General features: G+C 45.5%; 19 protein-coding genes. 7 read left to right on the top strand and 12 right to left on the bottom strand.

Going from position 1 to position 15,659, the window contains the following annotated elements:
- Position 1 precedes the first annotated feature (1 nt).
- Positions 2–370, bottom strand: coding sequence for a hypothetical protein (locus VF412_RS07690; RefSeq protein ID WP_331338642.1), 369 nt, complete (start codon positions 368–370; stop codon positions 2–4).
- Between the two features lie 165 nt (positions 371–535).
- Here VF412_RS07690 and VF412_RS07685 point away from each other — a divergent pair, with 165 nt between their 5' ends.
- Positions 536–1,231 carry a DNA alkylation repair protein gene (locus VF412_RS07685; RefSeq protein WP_331338641.1) on the top strand — a complete coding sequence of 232 codons (696 nt, stop codon included), beginning with the start codon at positions 536–538 and terminating at the stop codon, positions 1,229–1,231.
- On the opposite strand, the gene VF412_RS07680 is transcribed toward VF412_RS07685, so the two are convergent.
- Positions 1,213–1,923 carry a GNAT family N-acetyltransferase gene (locus tag VF412_RS07680; protein ID WP_331338640.1) on the bottom strand — a complete coding sequence of 237 codons (711 nt, stop codon included), beginning with the start codon at positions 1,921–1,923 and terminating at the stop codon, positions 1,213–1,215. The genes VF412_RS07685 and VF412_RS07680 overlap by 19 nt on opposite strands.
- A gap of 94 nt (positions 1,924–2,017) precedes the next feature.
- Here VF412_RS07680 and VF412_RS07675 point away from each other — a divergent pair, with 94 nt between their 5' ends.
- Positions 2,018–2,623 (top strand): ABC transporter ATP-binding protein, encoded by a 606-nt coding sequence (locus VF412_RS07675; protein WP_331338639.1) that lies wholly within the window; start codon positions 2,018–2,020, stop codon positions 2,621–2,623.
- On the top strand, positions 2,620–3,864 hold the full coding sequence (locus tag VF412_RS07670; RefSeq protein ID WP_331338638.1) for an ABC transporter permease: 1,245 nt from the start codon (positions 2,620–2,622) through the stop codon (positions 3,862–3,864). The genes VF412_RS07675 and VF412_RS07670 overlap by 4 nt, the downstream gene beginning before the upstream one ends.
- A 262-nt stretch (positions 3,865–4,126) precedes the next feature.
- On the opposite strand, the gene VF412_RS07665 is transcribed toward VF412_RS07670, so the two are convergent.
- The 9 genes from VF412_RS07665 to VF412_RS07625 all read right to left on the bottom strand — a co-directional run bounded on the left by VF412_RS07665 (position 4,127) and on the right by VF412_RS07625 (position 11,849).
- Positions 4,127–5,014: a hypothetical protein gene (locus VF412_RS07665; RefSeq protein WP_331338637.1), complete on the bottom strand. Its 888-nt coding sequence runs from the start codon at positions 5,012–5,014 to the stop codon at positions 4,127–4,129.
- A complete protein-coding gene (locus tag VF412_RS07660; RefSeq protein WP_331338636.1) occupies positions 5,004–5,984 on the bottom strand; it encodes a diphosphomevalonate decarboxylase in 981 nt (326 codons plus the stop codon). Before VF412_RS07660 ends, VF412_RS07665 begins: the two co-directional genes overlap by 11 nt.
- A gap of 2 nt (positions 5,985–5,986) precedes the next feature.
- Positions 5,987–6,886, bottom strand: coding sequence for a hypothetical protein (locus VF412_RS07655; protein WP_331338635.1), 900 nt, complete (start codon positions 6,884–6,886; stop codon positions 5,987–5,989).
- A 9-nt stretch (positions 6,887–6,895) separates the two neighbouring features.
- Complete coding sequence (locus tag VF412_RS07650; RefSeq protein ID WP_331338634.1) at positions 6,896–8,215, bottom strand: hydroxymethylglutaryl-CoA reductase, degradative; 1,320 nt, start codon at positions 8,213–8,215, stop codon at positions 6,896–6,898.
- Complete coding sequence (fni, locus tag VF412_RS07645) at positions 8,212–9,279, bottom strand: type 2 isopentenyl-diphosphate Delta-isomerase (protein ID WP_331338633.1); 1,068 nt, start codon at positions 9,277–9,279, stop codon at positions 8,212–8,214. Before fni ends, VF412_RS07650 begins: the two co-directional genes overlap by 4 nt.
- 65 nt (positions 9,280–9,344) lie before the next feature.
- Positions 9,345–9,692: a 50S ribosomal protein L20 gene (gene rplT / locus VF412_RS07640; RefSeq protein WP_331338632.1), complete on the bottom strand. Its 348-nt coding sequence runs from the start codon at positions 9,690–9,692 to the stop codon at positions 9,345–9,347.
- Between the two features lie 56 nt (positions 9,693–9,748).
- Positions 9,749–9,940 (bottom strand): 50S ribosomal protein L35, encoded by a 192-nt coding sequence (gene rpmI, locus VF412_RS07635; protein WP_331338631.1) that lies wholly within the window; start codon positions 9,938–9,940, stop codon positions 9,749–9,751.
- A 188-nt stretch (positions 9,941–10,128) separates the two neighbouring features.
- Positions 10,129–11,364: a DUF3443 family protein gene (locus VF412_RS07630; RefSeq protein WP_331338630.1), complete on the bottom strand. Its 1,236-nt coding sequence runs from the start codon at positions 11,362–11,364 to the stop codon at positions 10,129–10,131.
- Positions 11,361–11,849: a DUF2844 domain-containing protein gene (locus VF412_RS07625; protein ID WP_331338629.1), complete on the bottom strand. Its 489-nt coding sequence runs from the start codon at positions 11,847–11,849 to the stop codon at positions 11,361–11,363. Before VF412_RS07625 ends, VF412_RS07630 begins: the two co-directional genes overlap by 4 nt.
- Positions 11,850–11,994: 145 nt before the next feature.
- Here VF412_RS07625 and VF412_RS07620 point away from each other — a divergent pair, with 145 nt between their 5' ends.
- The 3 genes from VF412_RS07620 to VF412_RS07610 all read left to right on the top strand — a co-directional run bounded on the left by VF412_RS07620 (position 11,995) and on the right by VF412_RS07610 (position 14,209).
- A complete protein-coding gene (locus tag VF412_RS07620) occupies positions 11,995–12,657 on the top strand; it encodes a hypothetical protein (RefSeq protein ID WP_331338628.1) in 663 nt (220 codons plus the stop codon).
- Positions 12,658–12,720: 63 nt separating this feature from the next.
- Positions 12,721–13,749: an alpha/beta hydrolase gene (locus VF412_RS07615; RefSeq protein WP_331338627.1), complete on the top strand. Its 1,029-nt coding sequence runs from the start codon at positions 12,721–12,723 to the stop codon at positions 13,747–13,749.
- A 46-nt stretch (positions 13,750–13,795) separates the two neighbouring features.
- Complete coding sequence (locus tag VF412_RS07610; RefSeq protein WP_331338626.1) at positions 13,796–14,209, top strand: hypothetical protein; 414 nt, start codon at positions 13,796–13,798, stop codon at positions 14,207–14,209.
- A gap of 56 nt (positions 14,210–14,265) precedes the next feature.
- On the opposite strand, the gene VF412_RS07605 is transcribed toward VF412_RS07610, so the two are convergent.
- Positions 14,266–14,595 carry a multidrug efflux SMR transporter gene (locus tag VF412_RS07605; RefSeq protein ID WP_331338625.1) on the bottom strand — a complete coding sequence of 110 codons (330 nt, stop codon included), beginning with the start codon at positions 14,593–14,595 and terminating at the stop codon, positions 14,266–14,268.
- A 96-nt stretch (positions 14,596–14,691) separates the two neighbouring features.
- On the opposite strand from VF412_RS07605, the gene VF412_RS07600 reads away from it, so the two are divergent.
- Positions 14,692–15,651: a D-glycerate dehydrogenase gene (locus VF412_RS07600; RefSeq protein WP_331338624.1), complete on the top strand. Its 960-nt coding sequence runs from the start codon at positions 14,692–14,694 to the stop codon at positions 15,649–15,651.
- The last annotated feature ends 8 nt before the right edge of the window (positions 15,652–15,659 follow it).

The raw sequence follows: 15,659 nt of genomic DNA, 5'->3' as shown, positions 1-15,659 counted from the left end.
ACTAGTGACGACCGCCGCCGTTACCACCGCCTGATCCTCCGGATCCACCATTGCCTCCGCCATGATCGCCACCGCGACCACCTTCAGGACGACATGACCAACCACAACGATAGAAACCCTCGCCCCATCCTCCCCAGCAATATTTTGCTACCGGATTCATGTATGGAGGACATTGAGGCGTGTCGCCATTGTTGCAAGCTTCAGGAATGACATCTGTACTTGCAGGCTGAGGAGTCGTACCGCAATTTCTTTGAATCGGAATCAGCGTCACACTGCCGTCGTCATTCAACTGAGCGGGCCCTTCGAAAGCCATCGCCATAGAGCCTGCCATTGAAACCACAACCAATGCCGCCATCATAAGTCTTTTCATTATAACCATCCTTTAGAATTTGGGATCTGCATCCACGTTAGAAGCCGATGGTAGGCAGAACGTTCCAGAAACTCTATGGAAGAACTTTGCCGTTGTTGTAAAACACTGGACGTCGCCCCAAAACTAGGAAATGACAAACGAAGTTTTCAAATTAACAATCAACTGATGCAAGTACGTAAAGAAGTTTTAAAACTAAAGGACCCTGCCCGCGCTGTGGCTCTTCAGCGTTTTTTCAAAACGGGCCCCGGTGAATATGGTGAAGGCGATATTTTCTATGGCCTGACAACACCGCAATTGCGCGTGCTTGCTAAAAAGTTTTCGGATCTGTCCCTACCGGATATCAGTACGCTTTTGAAATCCAAAGTTCATGAAGAACGTTCCCTCGCATTAGCCATTTTGGTCGAACAATTCCGCAAAGCGAAAGATGCCAAGCTTCAAGAAAAGATTTTTAAGTTTTATATCAAACACTCTAAAAATGTGAACAACTGGGATTTGGTGGATAGCTCTGCTCCATATATCTCGGGGCCTTACCTGTTTGAGCGCGATCGCAGTTTGCTTTTTAAATATGCGAAATCAAAGAACCTGTGGCAGCGTCGAATTGCGATACTTTCGACCTTTTATTTTATTCGTCAAAAAGACTTTAAGGACAGTCTACGAATTATCGAAATTCTTGTGAAAGATGAGCACGATTTGATTCACAAAGCTTGCGGATGGATGCTTCGTGAAATTGGCAAGCGCGATGAATCGACGTTAAAAAAGTTCTTAGACAAATACGCAACGAAAATGCCACGCACTCAGTTGCGTTATGCTATCGAAAAGTTTCCACCGAAAATCCGCGAGTACTATTTGAAATTGAAGTGAGCCATTAACAGGGGACTTGCACTGTCCACATCAAGAACAGTCATGAAGTCGAAACAGTCCAGATCTGGATCAAACACAGGCTGCAAACAAACCAAAGCTCCGGCCATTAAATAAGCGCGAAGCAACCCCGGAAGCAGACGCTTTCGCATTGAAGATGTTGGTCGCTCTAGCACTAAGGACTTTTCAGAGAAATAGCCATTCCTTGCATGAATGGCATTTTGCGAGATGATGTAGTTCTGTTTTTTTAAGAAGCCGATAATATCAAGAACCTCTTCAGATCCTTGTGTCGTGATGCTGGCAAGACCGAAAACATAGCGAACTTTATGCTCTTTAAAGAAATCGCTGAGCCCTCGCCATAATAAATGGATCACTCGGCCATCGCGGTAATCTGGATGTACACAAGCCCAAGCAAGCTCAGCTTTAACTCCCGGCTTTTTTTTGAAATCCTCTAAAAGAAAATCGTCTTCTGTTTCAAAACGATCGACTTGAGTGGAAAGAGTCACTCGATAAGCGCCGATTACTATTCCCTGCTCATTTCGAACAATCAGGTGACGGGCCGTGATGTCGGCCTTTGATAAAAACTCTCTCATTGCGGGAAAGCAGATTTTGCGAAGCTTGAGCACGTCACGAAGGCTGTCTGCGTCTTTGCACCACTTCATTTGAAATTGAGGCTTACTTGCCAGTATTTCCAAAAACAAAACTCCCAGGTTTTTCGAGGACCTGAGATAAAGCGTACCCCAGTTATTGAAGTTTGCAATTTTAAAATCGCGAGCTTAGCATGGGGGCATGGAACTTCATCTTCAAGGCATTCAGACACCATTCTTTAAAGTCTCAGACTTCCGGCTCTTCCCCGGCAAGCGATTGCTTATCAAAGGCCCTAGTGGCACCGGAAAGACAACGTTCCTGCACCTCTTGGCAGGCTTGTACACGCCAAGTGCAGGGGAAATCCACTGGGATCAAAAGGCCCTGAGTTCCCTCTCAGAAAAGGAAATTTCTCATCTTCGTCGACAGAAAATGGGACTGGTTTTTCAAAACCTGAATCTGCTCAGCTATCTTACAGCCGAAGAAAATGTAGAACTTTGCGGAGCTTCCAAACCTGTAGCCCAAGAACTTTTAACGAAAGTAGGCCTGGGCGATAAGGCCGCACGCCGCACACAGCAATTAAGCTTGGGCGAGCAGCAGCGCGTCGCCGTAGCTCGAGTTTTGGCGCAAAAGCCTGAGGTGATTCTGGCCGATGAACCCACATCAAGCCTTGATGATAAAAATGCCGACCAAGTGATGAACCTTCTTGGGGGCGATCTAAAAGATCAAAGCCTGGTCATGGTCAGTCATGATCATCGCATTGAAAAATTCTTCGATGAAATCCTTCCTGTTCAGGAGTTGCTGCGATGAACGCATTTCGGCTTTCGTTTCTGTATTTGCGTCGCCATCTGTTTGCAACTTCAATCACTGTCATTGCTTTGGCGCTGGCCATTGCTGCAGTAACGATTTTACTTAAGCTGGAAATTCTATCGCATTCACGCTTTAATACTTTGGCTGAACAAAGTGACGCTATCGTAGGCGCCAAATCTGGCGGCATTGATATCTTACTTGGAGCTTTAAATTTCGAAGGTGACATCCCGGCGTACGTTCCCCAAAACCTGTACGAAACACTGAAAGCCAAAAAAGATATCCAGTTTGAAGATCAATCTACTTATCATGAATCTTTTGTGATCTCGCAAATCGCTCCCATCTTAGTGTTCGGTCGCTATCATGACTTCACACTGATCGGAACGGAACCGAGTTTCTTAAATCTGCAACCGGCGAACTCAACAGCACCGCAACTTCAAGAGGGTCTTTTCCCCACTGTTTTAAAAGAAGTCATGATAGGTTCTGATGTCGCCGAAAAAGAAAATGTTAAATTAGGCGATCGTCTTTACGTGCATGCACGTATTCATGACTCCACTCAAGAGAGCGCCGCTTTGGATTTGAAAGTCGTAGGCATCCTTAAGCACACCGGCAAAATCTGGGATAAGGGGATTTACACAAATCTAGAAACGGCCCAACAAGCTGTTATAGGAACACCCGGATATCAGACCATCTGGGGTCCCCACGTTCTGAGCTATTTTTTGATCAATATCAAACCTGGTGGTGAATCTTCATTAGCAACACTGATTAACCAAAGAACCGTATCGCAGTTGGTCTTTGTTGATAAGGAAAAGAAACATCTGGAAGAGCTTACCGGCTCTAGTAAAGAATTGCAGTTCCTGATCGTAGGAGCTCTACTTGTTCTAAGCACACTGACGGTTCTTGCTGTTTTCTTCACAAGAATTGAGGCGCGCTCCCTCGAGCTTGCGGTACTTCGCGCTTTAGGTTATGCCCGCAGCGACTTGACCCAACTTCTGTTGGTCGAAGGTTTCTGGATGGGATTAAGTTCGATTGTCTTAGCGGCTCTCATCGAATTCGTAATGAGCCCTGTGATTCTCTCCACTGCTGGAGCACAATTGCCTGCGGTGAACTCTTCGAATTGGCCGCCATGGATGATTTTTGTGACAGGCGTTCTTGCTTTGATTGCCATCGCCATCGCCAGCCTTCCTCCTCTTTGGCGCCTCTACAAGCAAGACGTTCATTCGGCGCTCCGAAATATTTCGTAGTGTTTTTTCAAAGAAGTAAAGCCCAAGCCCCTTACAACATCTTGGGTTTTACTTTTCTCGATACGTTTAGCCATTCGAAAATCTTACGAACCAATCATTAAGAAATTTTGAATCACAAATTGAAAATAGGTCGAAATTAGTTAGCAACAAGAACTTTAAAACATCGCCATGACAATGTTTTCTTATAGAGCTGATCGAACCAATGTGGCTCTTTTCGCCACTGTAAATCTATTCTAAAAGCCCTTCTCAGGGGTTTCATTGACTAACAAGGAATCAGTTCTTTAAGAACTTCAGCTGGCGGTTCATTCACCCACACAGATAAAACATAGCCACCGCCGCCGGAACCCGTTGGCTTCACAGCTATAGCCCCGTTATCACGAAGCCATTGAATATGACGAGCTGGCGCGCCTTCATTCAAGCCCCACTGCTCAAAACATTGTCCTGCTTTATTAATAGCATCAATCAACTGTCCCTGAGCTTCGGGTGAATCCCAAAGCAAAGCCTTCTGCGCAAGATCCACCGCTTCGTGCATTTCATCATCAATTCGGTGACCACGAGTTGGGTCTTTAGCGATGAAGTCCTTCACTTTATTAACCGCATCCACTGTCACGCCACGTTTGCCGGTGTAAGAGATGTACCAACGAGGCTTCCACTTCATTTCCAAAGTATGGCGCTCGCCATTTCGGACAAAACGGAGGCCTGACCCTGACAACGCGACAGCGATATCAAGACCACTGCTTTCACCGTGGAAAAGATTTTCTAGATTGCGTGCAAATTCATAATATTCAGTCTCCTGAACATAACCCAAGAAGCCCAACCAACGAGTCAGTGCCACACACAGGGCTGCGGAAGCGCCCATTCCAGCACCTACAGGAATCGTTGAACCGATAGTAAGCTTGCCCTTCAATTCGCTACGAGAAAATTTCTGCATCTCGCAGGCTTTTTCAAGAACTCCCCAAACCAGAAGTTGCAGTTCTTGACCATGATCGCCTGACAAATAAAGTTCGAGCGGTTGAGATCCCGCTTGATAGTCAAGCTCAAGGCTGCGTGAACGAATTGGCACGACCAAGGCAGGCTTTCCGCGCAAGACGGAGTGTTCTCCGACCAGAATGCATTTACCAAATGACTTGCAGGAAAAGTTAGTGGACATCGTCTTTAACCCCTTCAAAGGCTAAGACCTTAAAGTCCTTCCCAAAATGCTCACGGTATTCAGCGAAGAATTTTTTCTGATCGTTTCGGAAAAGCATGTGCACATTAGCGCCGGCATCCATTGTTACCAAAGGACCGTCTTGCCAGCGGTTCCAGAGTTTTTGACAGTCCTCTAAAACTTTCTTCGAGCCCTCTGTCATATAAGTAAACGCTGGTGTGCTCGTCTCAAACAAGCGATGCATATCAATGAACTCGTCCCAAACAATTTGGCGAGCCATATGCCAATCATTAAAACGCAAAGAGTGCACAAGATCTTTTAAGCGAATTTCGGCGCGCTCTGGACGACCGACAAAACGAGGGCTTGTCGTCACAAGTTTATGAGCGTCAGAACTAGAAACTTCCTTCTTAGAATCCTCCACAACCACTACAATGTGATGCATATGAGTGATTTCAAGTCCCATTGGCTCTGCATATTCCGCCTGCCATAATGCCCACGGCGAAAACAAAGATCTGCAAGAGGATCCCGAACCCTGACGAGAAAGTTCAGACAAAGTTTTCTTGTCTGCGCCCCATGGCTGCGGATTTATTTTTTGAAACATCTCTGCCGCAGCTAAAGTCAAAGCAGCAAAACTTGAAGCAGAACTTGCAAGACCGCAGTCCGACGGAAAATTATTCGCTGATTCGACAAGGAACGATTTTTCAATCCCCCATCTTGTTTTTAGATTCGCAAGATGCTTCAAAAATCTGTGCTGACCTTTTTCAGATAAATCCAAGGGCTGAAGATCTTCACGTACAAAGGCCCTCCATTGATCCTGGTTACCATCAATCATCGTCAAACGCACAAACGTACGCAAATTTTCAAGAGTATATGACAATGATCCATTCGTTGGCTTATTGCCAGTGCCTTCGATCTTTCCCATATACTTGATCAATGCAATATTTGAAGGAGCAGAAACTAAAACTGAATCCATGACTAACCTTTCACTCCCACCGACAAACCCGCAGAGATTTGGCTTTGGGAAGCCACGATCGCAAGACCGTGTTTCTGACAGTATGTTTTCAATTCCAAAGATTGATCTTTCGCTGTCAGCACGAAAAGAACATCGGCCCCTAAGGCTCCACAACCTTTAGCCGCCTTCACTCCAGCAAGAGAGCGAATGTCCGTTAAAAGTTTCAAAGTAGGTTCACAAGTGAAGTCTAAGGCTTTTAAATTCATTGCATACAAATTTACAGCATCGACGAACAAACTGCTTTGATGTGTTTCAAAGGATTCCTTCGCCATATTGAAGCTTTTCTCAAGGCCTGATGAATCAAATTCGCCTAAAGTTTTTAGATGCTCATGGGTCTGAACTTTATTGCCCGTGTGGATCAAATAAAACTCCAAGTCTGTGAACGGCCAACTTGCCACAGATAAATATCCACGACGTTTTTCAAAGAACGTCAAAGAGCCTTTCAACTGACCCACAAGGTCTGCACCACTTGGAGGAAGACCTTGGCCATTCCACGCGACCGAATTGTAAGTCTCAAGCATGTGTTTGATATCGAAAAGCTTTTCCATATCTCGTTGAGCATCTTCTTTATAAAGCCATAACGAATACACACCTAAAAACTGAGCGGTTGAAGCGCCGAACCCACCACGACCTTGATAAGGATCTTTAAATTCAAAATCGTATTTAGAGAAATAATCCTGGTGAGTGAAAACAAACTTCCCCGCTGGAGAGTCCGGATGAATCGTGCCCAGGTCACCCGTCCCTGACTTTACAATCAATTCAAAACACGGCTGTGTCAGCCCCAGCAATGTGGGCCCACCTTGAAGAGCGAGGTATTCGCCCAATAGAAAAGTTTTGCCGGGAATTGAAAAGACGATGGCCAAGGACGACTCCTAGTGATGATGAGTCGTCGTTGTTGCCGTCGTCGCAGGCTGACCAGCACGAAGTTCTTTGAGGACGTCGATGGCATTGCTTAATGAAATGCGCTTACGAATCGCCAAAATTTCCTCTAGTTTCTTTTGCACCATTGGAATTTCTTTTTCTTCCGCACCAGCACCCAACGCTAGGTTTTTCGTATGAAGCTTCATGTGACCTTCGATAATACCAACTGTCGTCAAGGCCTTCAGAGCACCTAAATTTTGTACCAAGCCCACAGCCGCAATCACGCGAGAAAGTTCATTCGCAGATTGAGTGCCAAGCATTTTCATACACATCATCGCTGTTGGGTGAAGAGTCGTCACACCACCGACTGTGCCCACAACTAGGGGAGCTTCAAACACACCCGTCAAACCACCGTTTTCACGGTACCAACGAGTGATCGAGCGATACTGACCATCACGACAAGCATAAGCATGAATGCCCGCCTCCACGGCGCGCCAGTCATTACCTGTCGCAACTAGAACCGGATCGATACCATTCAGTACACCTTTGTTGTTGGTCGCTGCACGGTAAGGATCCTGTTGTGCGAATAAAGAAGCTTCTTCAATTTTTTCAGCCAAATCAGCATCGATGTCTTTGACGTGCACAACAGCTCTTGTGATTTTCGTATCGACAAGATTTGAAAGAATACACATCGTTACTTTTTCACCAGTAAATTGCTCGATCGGCTCTTTCAAGAATTCGCACACTTGATTCATGATGTTGGCACCCATGGCATCGCAAGGGTCCATTAAAACGTGAACCACAGCCATGTCACTGCCGTCACCGCGAGGTACGCGACGAACTTGAATATCACGAACTCCGCCACCGCGACGAACAAGGCCGAAAGCCACTTCGCGGTTCGAGATTTCGATCATGTAGTTTTTCTGAGATAAAATTTGTTTTTCAAAATGCGTGAAGTCTTTGATTTTTGCGCACTGAATTTGACCGATGATTTCTGCACCCACAACCTCTGTTGTGATAGAACCTGATTCGCGAATCCATTTTGCACTTTTGCAAACCGCAGCCACGATAGAGGTTTCTTCTACGGCCATAGGAATCACAAAGTCTTTGCCGTCGATACGGAAATTCGTAGCAACGCCCAAAGGCATTTGGAAATAACCAATAACGTTTTCGATGAATTTTTCACCAAGAGTTGTATCGCGAAGACCACCCTTAGAAAGATATTCGATATCAGAGTCATGCAAAGCGCCCACTTCGCGCAAAGCCTTCAATCTTTCTTCACGGGAAAGTTTGGAGAAACCTTTAAAAACATCTTGCAGTTGTTTTTTCATAGAATCACCTTCTTCGTTTGCAAATCCTGAAGCGTTCGAGAACCAGTACAGAACATTGTGATCTTAAGTTCGGTCTCAAGTCTATTGAGCAATGCCTCTAGTGCTGCATCGCCTTGTAGAGCCGCTTCAAGGAAGGGCTTCGCAATTCCGACTTTTTTCGCACCCAAGGCGATCAATTTGGCCGCTTCAAGACCATTTCGAACTCCGCCAGAGGCCCATACTTCATAAGAAATCCGTGCTTCCGTGGCATTCAGCATGCTTTGCACGGTGCTGACACCCCAATTTTGGAAAGTCTGCGCCACTTGGTAAAGCATGTCGTTTTCAGAGGATCTGTAACCCTCGACACGTCCCCAATGAGTACCACCCTTCCCAGAAACATCAACCGCAAAAACGCCGGTGTTCTCTAACCGTTTCAAAGTTTCAACGGAAAAACCACAGCCGACCTCTTTGACGATGATGGGGACCCTGGAAAAACGAACTAAGTTCTCAATAGCTTCTAGGCCGTTTTTAAAAGAAGGTGTCCCCTCAGGCTGCAAAACCTCTTGAAGTGGATTTAAATGCACGAAAAGCGCGACGGCTTCTGTGGCATCAATCAACTTTTGAATCTTATCAATCGGCGTCTTAATCAACTGAGTGATTCCAATATTTCCCAAAAGACGTGCCTTAGGTGCAACTCTGCGCACCTGAGCCCACTCTTCGGCTGCATTGGAATCATCCAATTCACGACGTTGCGATCCAACACCCATTAAAATTTGACGGCGATCACTAAGACACGCCAAAGCCTCGTTGATCTGACGGCCATTTTCATGTCCCGCAGTCATTGATGAGATAAAAATCGGAGAGGAAAGCTTTAAAGAAATCGCATCCTTCTGAAGTGAAGATGCGCCAGAAAAAAAGAAAGAGGTCGAAATGTCGACCTCTTTAAAATCCAAATCAGGCAAAGCCTCATGGATTAACTCTACAGAGCCCAACCCGTTTTGTCCCTCGGCTTGTGTCCTTGGGTCCAGCGCGATTCTGATATGATCGCGCTTTCTTTGTTCAAACTGTTGATTGGACTCTTTCATAACCTTGGCACCCTTACTTCAACAACGTTGAAGTGTAAACACGACAACAAAGTTGAAGTGTAGACCTACGCCAAAGCGTGTTTGCAAAGAGCTGTGAAGCCCGCTGCATCAGTGATAGCCAAGTCAGCCAAAACTTTTCTGTCAACTTGGATACCAGCTTTGATCAAACCACCAATCAAACGAGAGTATGTAGTGCCGTTCAAACGAGCAGCTGCATTGATACGTTGATTCCACAAAGTGCGGAACGAACGTTTTTTAGCTTTACGATCACGGTAAGCGAAAGCCATACCACGGTCATTTTTCTCAACTGCGTGGATGTATGAGCGAGAACCCGCTGCATAATAACCTTTTGATCTTTTTAGAACTTTTTTGTGACGAGCACGATTTGTTTTACCACTTTTTACACGAGCCATTTTCTACCTCAGACAATATCTATAAATTAAGAGAGTTAATTACGTCAGACCAGTGCTTAGAATACCAAGCAACGGCGAGCTTGAAGCATGTTTGCATCTTCAACGTATGATGTCTTACCTAGTTGTCTTTTAGTTTTTGAGCTCATGTGTGAGTTCAAGTGACGCATGCGAGTGCTTTTCTTTTTGATTTTACCGCTTGAAAGAACTTTCATGCGTTTTTTAGCGCCAGAGTGTGTGCGCATTTTCATAATACTTACCTTCTACCGATAAGGCGTCTCTCCTGGATAGGACAGCTCTTAGTCATGCCTTAGACAGTTATAATTATGGACTCACTGTTTTAGGTGGAAGTGACGGGAAAATCAAGCTTTTTAAGGGCTTAGCCTATTTCTTAGACCAAACCCGTGGATATAACAAAAAAGCACGTAATTTCATGCATTTAGTACGCAACCACAGGACTTGTCGTATAGGTGGTTCCGTTGATGGTCACGGTTTTTCCGTAAATCGAGGTGTAGACCTGACGGCCATAGAAATAAGGCAGCCCCCAGATAAACATAGAATCCTCTTCGGCGCCGTCCGATGGATATGCGCTGTTGTTGCTTACAAAAGCTCGTCTCATATCTATGACATCAAAAGAGGTGCTATAAGAAGCCCCCCCCGTGTAGGCCTTGTGAGTTGCATTCAAGGTTACAGTCGAATCCGGGCAGTACCAACCACCGCTGCAAGTGTTTGGAGAGCTCGATGTTGCCGGAAAGAAAAAGGCATTCGATCCGCTGTCCAGCAAGGACGGAATAAAGCTGGTGCCATCGTAGGTGGTGTAGAAATATCCCTCTGAATTCGTCGTCAAAACTTTCGCAGAATTTGAAGGAGTATTGTTGGAGCGAGTTCCAATACCAAAAACTAAATAACCCGATGCCGACAAAACACCGCTATCGGGAATCGATGGCAAGATGATCGAAGAACCACCGCTATCATCAATTCCATCCACATTCGCTGTCGTATCCATCAAGGCAATTGGGTTTTCAACTTGAAGATTAAGAGCTGCCCCCGTGTCCGTGCAAGTTGAAGATCCAGACGTACAAGTGAAATACCATCCGTTATTATTAGCTTGCGTGCAATCAGCACTGCTTCCGCAATCTTGATCTCGCGTTCCTACACCTAAGATGCCATTGTAATCAGAAGGGCTGCTTTCAGCTCCATTACAGTGACTGGGCACTGTCTTATATGAAGCATCGATGACTTCAATATTGACGGATGAAACTGTCTCACCACCAATAATGACTGTGGCCTTTTTGACTGGGCCCCACTGATTGGTTCCATCGCCAAAGTTCACGCAACGAGCAATGCTATTGCCGGATCCATCTGTGACTTGAGTCAAAGACAAGCCCGTCAGGAAAGAACTAAAAACACGAAGACCACTGCTGCCCGTATCGATAAGAATATTGGGAATAGTCACGCATTGGCTAGTGTTTCCCAGACTGCACACAGTGACAGTGGCCACCGGCACATTCAGAGTGCCCGAACTTCCGATTTGCAATGGGACGACATTATTTCCCGACATGGTCGCAGCAGCGGCTGCAGTTCCGTCGTCAAAAGGGATCGCGGTCGACCCACCGCTGCCGCTACATGAAACCAGCAAAGATGAAAAAGCTAAGATGAGAAGGATTTGTTTCATTTAAGATCCTCAGCCGCAACGCCTGAAGGAAGTAAGTTAGGAATATAGGCAAAACCTTTCATCATCGAACCCATCGCTGAATTCTTAACGACGATGTCTGAGGTATTAATGGCAAGATGGTTACGAACCCGAGGTTGCGTGAGACGCGACTGAGCCAAGGCTGTTTTATATTTACTGTAGTAGTCGCCAAAAACGTCGGTAAAGTCAGGGCGGCCTTCGCCAACCCATGCCACAGCGAAAACGACTCCGTCAGCATTGACGAATTCTCTTACAGTTCTTGCGCTGGTAGTTATTTCGCGAACTGAATAAGCCGCGCCTAACGATGAAGTTTTCGCAGTGATTTTCATTTTTTGCGAAGAAGATGCCTCCGCTTTCGACTGCACCGTGACGTCGTTGATTTTTCGACCAAGTCCGGTCGCTCCCGCAGAAATAGCAACAGATAGAATCAATACGGGAAGAAAATACGGGAATCCCAAAAACTTCATCACAACCTCGATAATTTATTTTCGGCATTTTTCGCGATGAAAATAGAGGTGGCGAGTGCACTTAATAGGAAACTCACCTTGAGACACTCTTGCGTTTTGTTTTGAGACATCTTACTGGGCACTGAGCTTGCTCTCTAAAAAAAGCATGGATCTTAAGTCGATCTCAACATTTCTAGTCGTCATTTCATTGACAGCTGCGCTGCCATTTTCGGCTGTGGCTGATAGCTCTGTTTCAGCGCCGGTGAAATGTGAAAGCCTCTTCAATGTGGACGCGATCAATATCCTCTACAATTTTTCGGAACTTTCCGCGATGCCTTCCTTTCAGAATCTTATGACGGCGATTCCCCGCGTCCCCACAGCAATGTGGAAACGTTATTGGAATGACCCTGTCACTTATGAAATTCAAAGAAACCTGATGCAGAAACTGGGCGGAGAATCTCAACGTTATGAAATTTCGGGCCAAGGCGATTTCATCACGCGCACCACCCTTATGGAGGACCATCTTTTCCTTGATCTGGTACACATCCGCACTTACGAAAAAGACGGAGGCGTCGGCCTGGGCAAACGCGCCAACAGCATCAATACTTTATTTGTCAAAACAATGACAGCTTTTCTGAAGTCAGCGTCTGCACTCGCGCTGTCTCATCCCGAAGTTAAAGTTGTCATCATCAAAGGGATCAATCTTAAAAATCCGATGTTGATAGAATTCTTAAAAGAAAATGGTTTTCAACGGGCAGATTTGCATTCCTACAGCAAAGAGTTTGAAAAGATCATTCATTTGGATGCGACCTCTAAAAAGAATCCTTAATCTACAGGCCTTGGCAGAGCATCACGAGTTGAATTGAACAAAACCTAATGTCATCATCACTTCATGATGAATAACGAAGTGCTTTCAAATCTACAGGCCTTTGAAGTGACTCACTTCAAAATCGAAACTTTAAAAATCACTAGCGACGCCTTAAGGAACAATCCCCTAAAAGATCCCTTTGTCCGTTACAATCCCTTGTTGGTTCCTAAGTCTCAAGGACCGTGGCCGGTTGTTTTTGTCTTAGGAGGCTTCAGCGGCAACGCGCCATTTTATTTTAATGGCAAATTCAATGAGCAAAACGCGGTTCAAGGTATCGATCAAGCTTGCGCTCGCGGAGAAGCGCCAGAGGCTCTTTATGTTTTCGTGGATGCTTTGAGCACTTGGGGTGGCTCGCAGTTTCTGAATTCCGCGGCAGTGGGAAATTATGAAGACTACATCATTCAGGAAATCGTTCCCGCTTTGAAAAAGCATTATGATGTTTCAAAAAAATCTTCTGACTGGTGCGTGATGGGCGGCTCTAGTGGCGGCTATGGCGCCCTTCATTTGGCATCAAAGCATCCCGATATTTTTTCTGTAGTTGCAGCGGTGGCACCGGACTCATTCTTTGAAGCCAGTTTACTTCCTGATCTCTATCAAGCTCTACCCTTCTGGGAGAAATACCAATCAGGCCTTCGCGCCTTGGAAGAACTTCGCAATGGACGCCTGATGAAAAATCGCAACTGGCATTCGCTCTTAAACGCCTTCGGCATGTCAGCATGCTACGCGGCTCAAGGTGAACACGGTGATTTCAAATATCCTCTGGACACAAAGACAGGTGAAAAAATTCCTGCGATCTGGAATGAGTTTTTAGAGAAAGATCCTCTGCATTTTCTCGCGAAACGCGCAGTTCATTTGAAAAAACTGAATGCCATCTATCTGGATGTCGGCACGAAAGACAATTTTAATTTGCAGTATGGAACTCGTCAGATTTCTGCATTACTAAAGGGCCATCAAATCTCTCACGATTTTGTCGAATTTGATGGCAACCACTTTGACATTGGAGAACGCCGCCCTGAAGTGTGGAAATGGCTCACCGTTTGCTTTCGTAGATAATAAAGCGGATCTTATTTCCTGAACTTTACTATATGCGAGGTGGCCCATGCGTGGTCTGTCGTTTATTGTCACGGTGTTTAGCTTATGGCTGGGGCTCATTATTTTGGGCTTATCCGTAGCGCAGGCTTCGCAGTGCTACTGCCACGTCGATCCATATTCAAAGCAATATGCGGAAAATGGCGTCGTCAATCACTGGTGGGGCGGTAAACGCATTTGGTCTTGTGAATACACCTGCACAACCCCACGCGACGGAGAAGTTCAAATTCGCGGGCATCATCAGAAGACTTACTTTGGTAATGACACCGGTCTTTGGGGTATTTGTGATGGACTTAACTATGAGGCCCGCTTTAACGCCTACATCAACGATTATGCTTACACATTGATTAACGAAAGAGGTTTGGATCCGATCAAATCAACTTCACCAGATCTGGTAAAATTCGCGAAAGAACACTGCGAGTAGTTCTATCAGAACAGATTAGATCCAAATCTTTTGCCAGCGCCATAACCTTGGCGCTTTTAATTTTCCAGAAATTTTAAGCCCAGTATTCCGCCAAGAATCATCAGCAGACAAATTCCCTTGGTGAGCGACAGCGGCTCTTTAAAAACGATGGCTCCAATGATGATTGCACCTAGAGCACCAATCCCCGTCCACACTGTATACGACACGCCCACCGGCAGAACTTTCATCGCCAATGACAAGAGATAAAAACTGATGGCCATAGTGACCAAAGTAAAAATCGATGGGACCAATTTGGAAAAGCCTTCGGAATACTTCAAGCCTGTAGCCCATACGAATTCCAAAATTCCCGCAATCACTAATACAATCCATGCTGTCGAGTTTGTCATAGCGCGACCTTCTCACAATTTCTCAGTGGATGAAAGTCTAAAAAATCTTGCGCAGGTACTTTGACGGGAAGACACTAACCTTAAGAGGCATTTCCTATGAATAATTCAGTCTTCATCACTTTTCTTTCCCCACCTCACGTCGTAAAAAAAGCGCAAGAAAAATTCACAGCTGTGATTTCTGATCATGAATGCTCAACAGAAGAGATTTTGAAAATCGCAAACGCGAAAAAAGCTTCAGCTCTGATGGTCTCACACCGTCAAAAGATCAACGCTGAAACGATCGCGCAACTACCTGATACCGTGAAGATCATCTCCACATGCAGTGTTGGTTTTGACAATCTTGATATTCAAGCCGCCAAAGCTCGCGGTATTTATTTAACAAATACGTCAGATGTTTTGACAGATTGTACTGCGGATCTTGCAATGCTTTTGATGCTGAATGCTTGCCGCCGCGGTCGTGAATATCTAGAGATCATGCAGCAAGGTTGGGGTCATAGTTACGGTCAATCGGAAATGCTCGGCGTGCGAGTCACCGGCAAGACTTTAGGAATTTACGGCATGGGCCGCATCGGTCGCGCCGTTGCAGATCGCGCTCGTGGTTTTGGCATGAAGATTTTGTATTGCAATCGCCAACGTTTGACGACGGATTTAGAAAAAGATGCGACGTATTTTGAGAGCCTTCACGACATGCTCCCCCACTGTGACATTCTTTCTTTGAACGCACCGGGATCTGCGGAAACTAAAAATATTATGAATGATGAGGCTTTCGGAAAGTTAAAGCCAGGAGCTGTTCTTGTGAACGTCGCTCGTGGAACTTTAGTGGATGAGGACGCGTTGATTCGCGCTTTAGAGTCAAAGCATCTGTTTGCCGCCGGTCTCGATGTCTTTCAAGAAGAGCCCAACTTCAACAAACGTTTGCTTGAGTATCACAATGTGTTTTTAACTCCGCACATGGCTAGTGCAACGGTAGAGACTCGTGACGACATGGGGTATTTGTGTTTAGAAAATATCGAGCTGGTTTTAAAAGGCCACAAGCCCAAGACACCGCTTTGGTAAAAAAAGGC

It is taken from the genome of Bdellovibrio sp. (genome assembly GCF_036384735.1).
In the GTDB taxonomy this organism is placed as follows: Bacteria; Bdellovibrionota; Bdellovibrionia; order Bdellovibrionales; family Bdellovibrionaceae; genus Bdellovibrio.
This window is presented reverse-complemented; position numbering and strand designations above follow the sequence as displayed.

Coding starts and splice junctions, on each gene's coding strand:
- VF412_RS07690 (WP_331338642.1), bottom strand. CDS start 370: ATGAAAAGACTTATGATGGCGGCATTGGTTGTGGTTTCAATGGCAGGC.
- VF412_RS07685 (WP_331338641.1), top strand. CDS start 536: ATGCAAGTACGTAAAGAAGTTTTAAAACTAAAGGACCCTGCCCGCGCT.
- VF412_RS07675 (WP_331338639.1), top strand. CDS start 2,018: ATGGAACTTCATCTTCAAGGCATTCAGACACCATTCTTTAAAGTCTCA.
- VF412_RS07670 (WP_331338638.1), top strand. CDS start 2,620: ATGAACGCATTTCGGCTTTCGTTTCTGTATTTGCGTCGCCATCTGTTT.
- VF412_RS07665 (WP_331338637.1), bottom strand. CDS start 5,014: ATGTCCACTAACTTTTCCTGCAAGTCATTTGGTAAATGCATTCTGGTC.
- VF412_RS07660 (WP_331338636.1), bottom strand. CDS start 5,984: ATGGATTCAGTTTTAGTTTCTGCTCCTTCAAATATTGCATTGATCAAG.
- VF412_RS07650 (WP_331338634.1), bottom strand. CDS start 8,215: ATGAAAAAACAACTGCAAGATGTTTTTAAAGGTTTCTCCAAACTTTCC.
- fni (WP_331338633.1), bottom strand. CDS start 9,279: ATGAAAGAGTCCAATCAACAGTTTGAACAAAGAAAGCGCGATCATATC.
- rplT (WP_331338632.1), bottom strand. CDS start 9,692: ATGGCTCGTGTAAAAAGTGGTAAAACAAATCGTGCTCGTCACAAAAAA.
- rpmI (WP_331338631.1), bottom strand. CDS start 9,940: ATGAAAATGCGCACACACTCTGGCGCTAAAAAACGCATGAAAGTTCTT.
- VF412_RS07630 (WP_331338630.1), bottom strand. CDS start 11,364: ATGAAACAAATCCTTCTCATCTTAGCTTTTTCATCTTTGCTGGTTTCA.
- VF412_RS07625 (WP_331338629.1), bottom strand. CDS start 11,849: ATGAAGTTTTTGGGATTCCCGTATTTTCTTCCCGTATTGATTCTATCT.
- VF412_RS07620 (WP_331338628.1), top strand. CDS start 11,995: ATGGATCTTAAGTCGATCTCAACATTTCTAGTCGTCATTTCATTGACA.
- VF412_RS07615 (WP_331338627.1), top strand. CDS start 12,721: ATGATGAATAACGAAGTGCTTTCAAATCTACAGGCCTTTGAAGTGACT.
- VF412_RS07610 (WP_331338626.1), top strand. CDS start 13,796: ATGCGTGGTCTGTCGTTTATTGTCACGGTGTTTAGCTTATGGCTGGGG.
- VF412_RS07605 (WP_331338625.1), bottom strand. CDS start 14,595: ATGACAAACTCGACAGCATGGATTGTATTAGTGATTGCGGGAATTTTG.
- VF412_RS07600 (WP_331338624.1), top strand. CDS start 14,692: ATGAATAATTCAGTCTTCATCACTTTTCTTTCCCCACCTCACGTCGTA.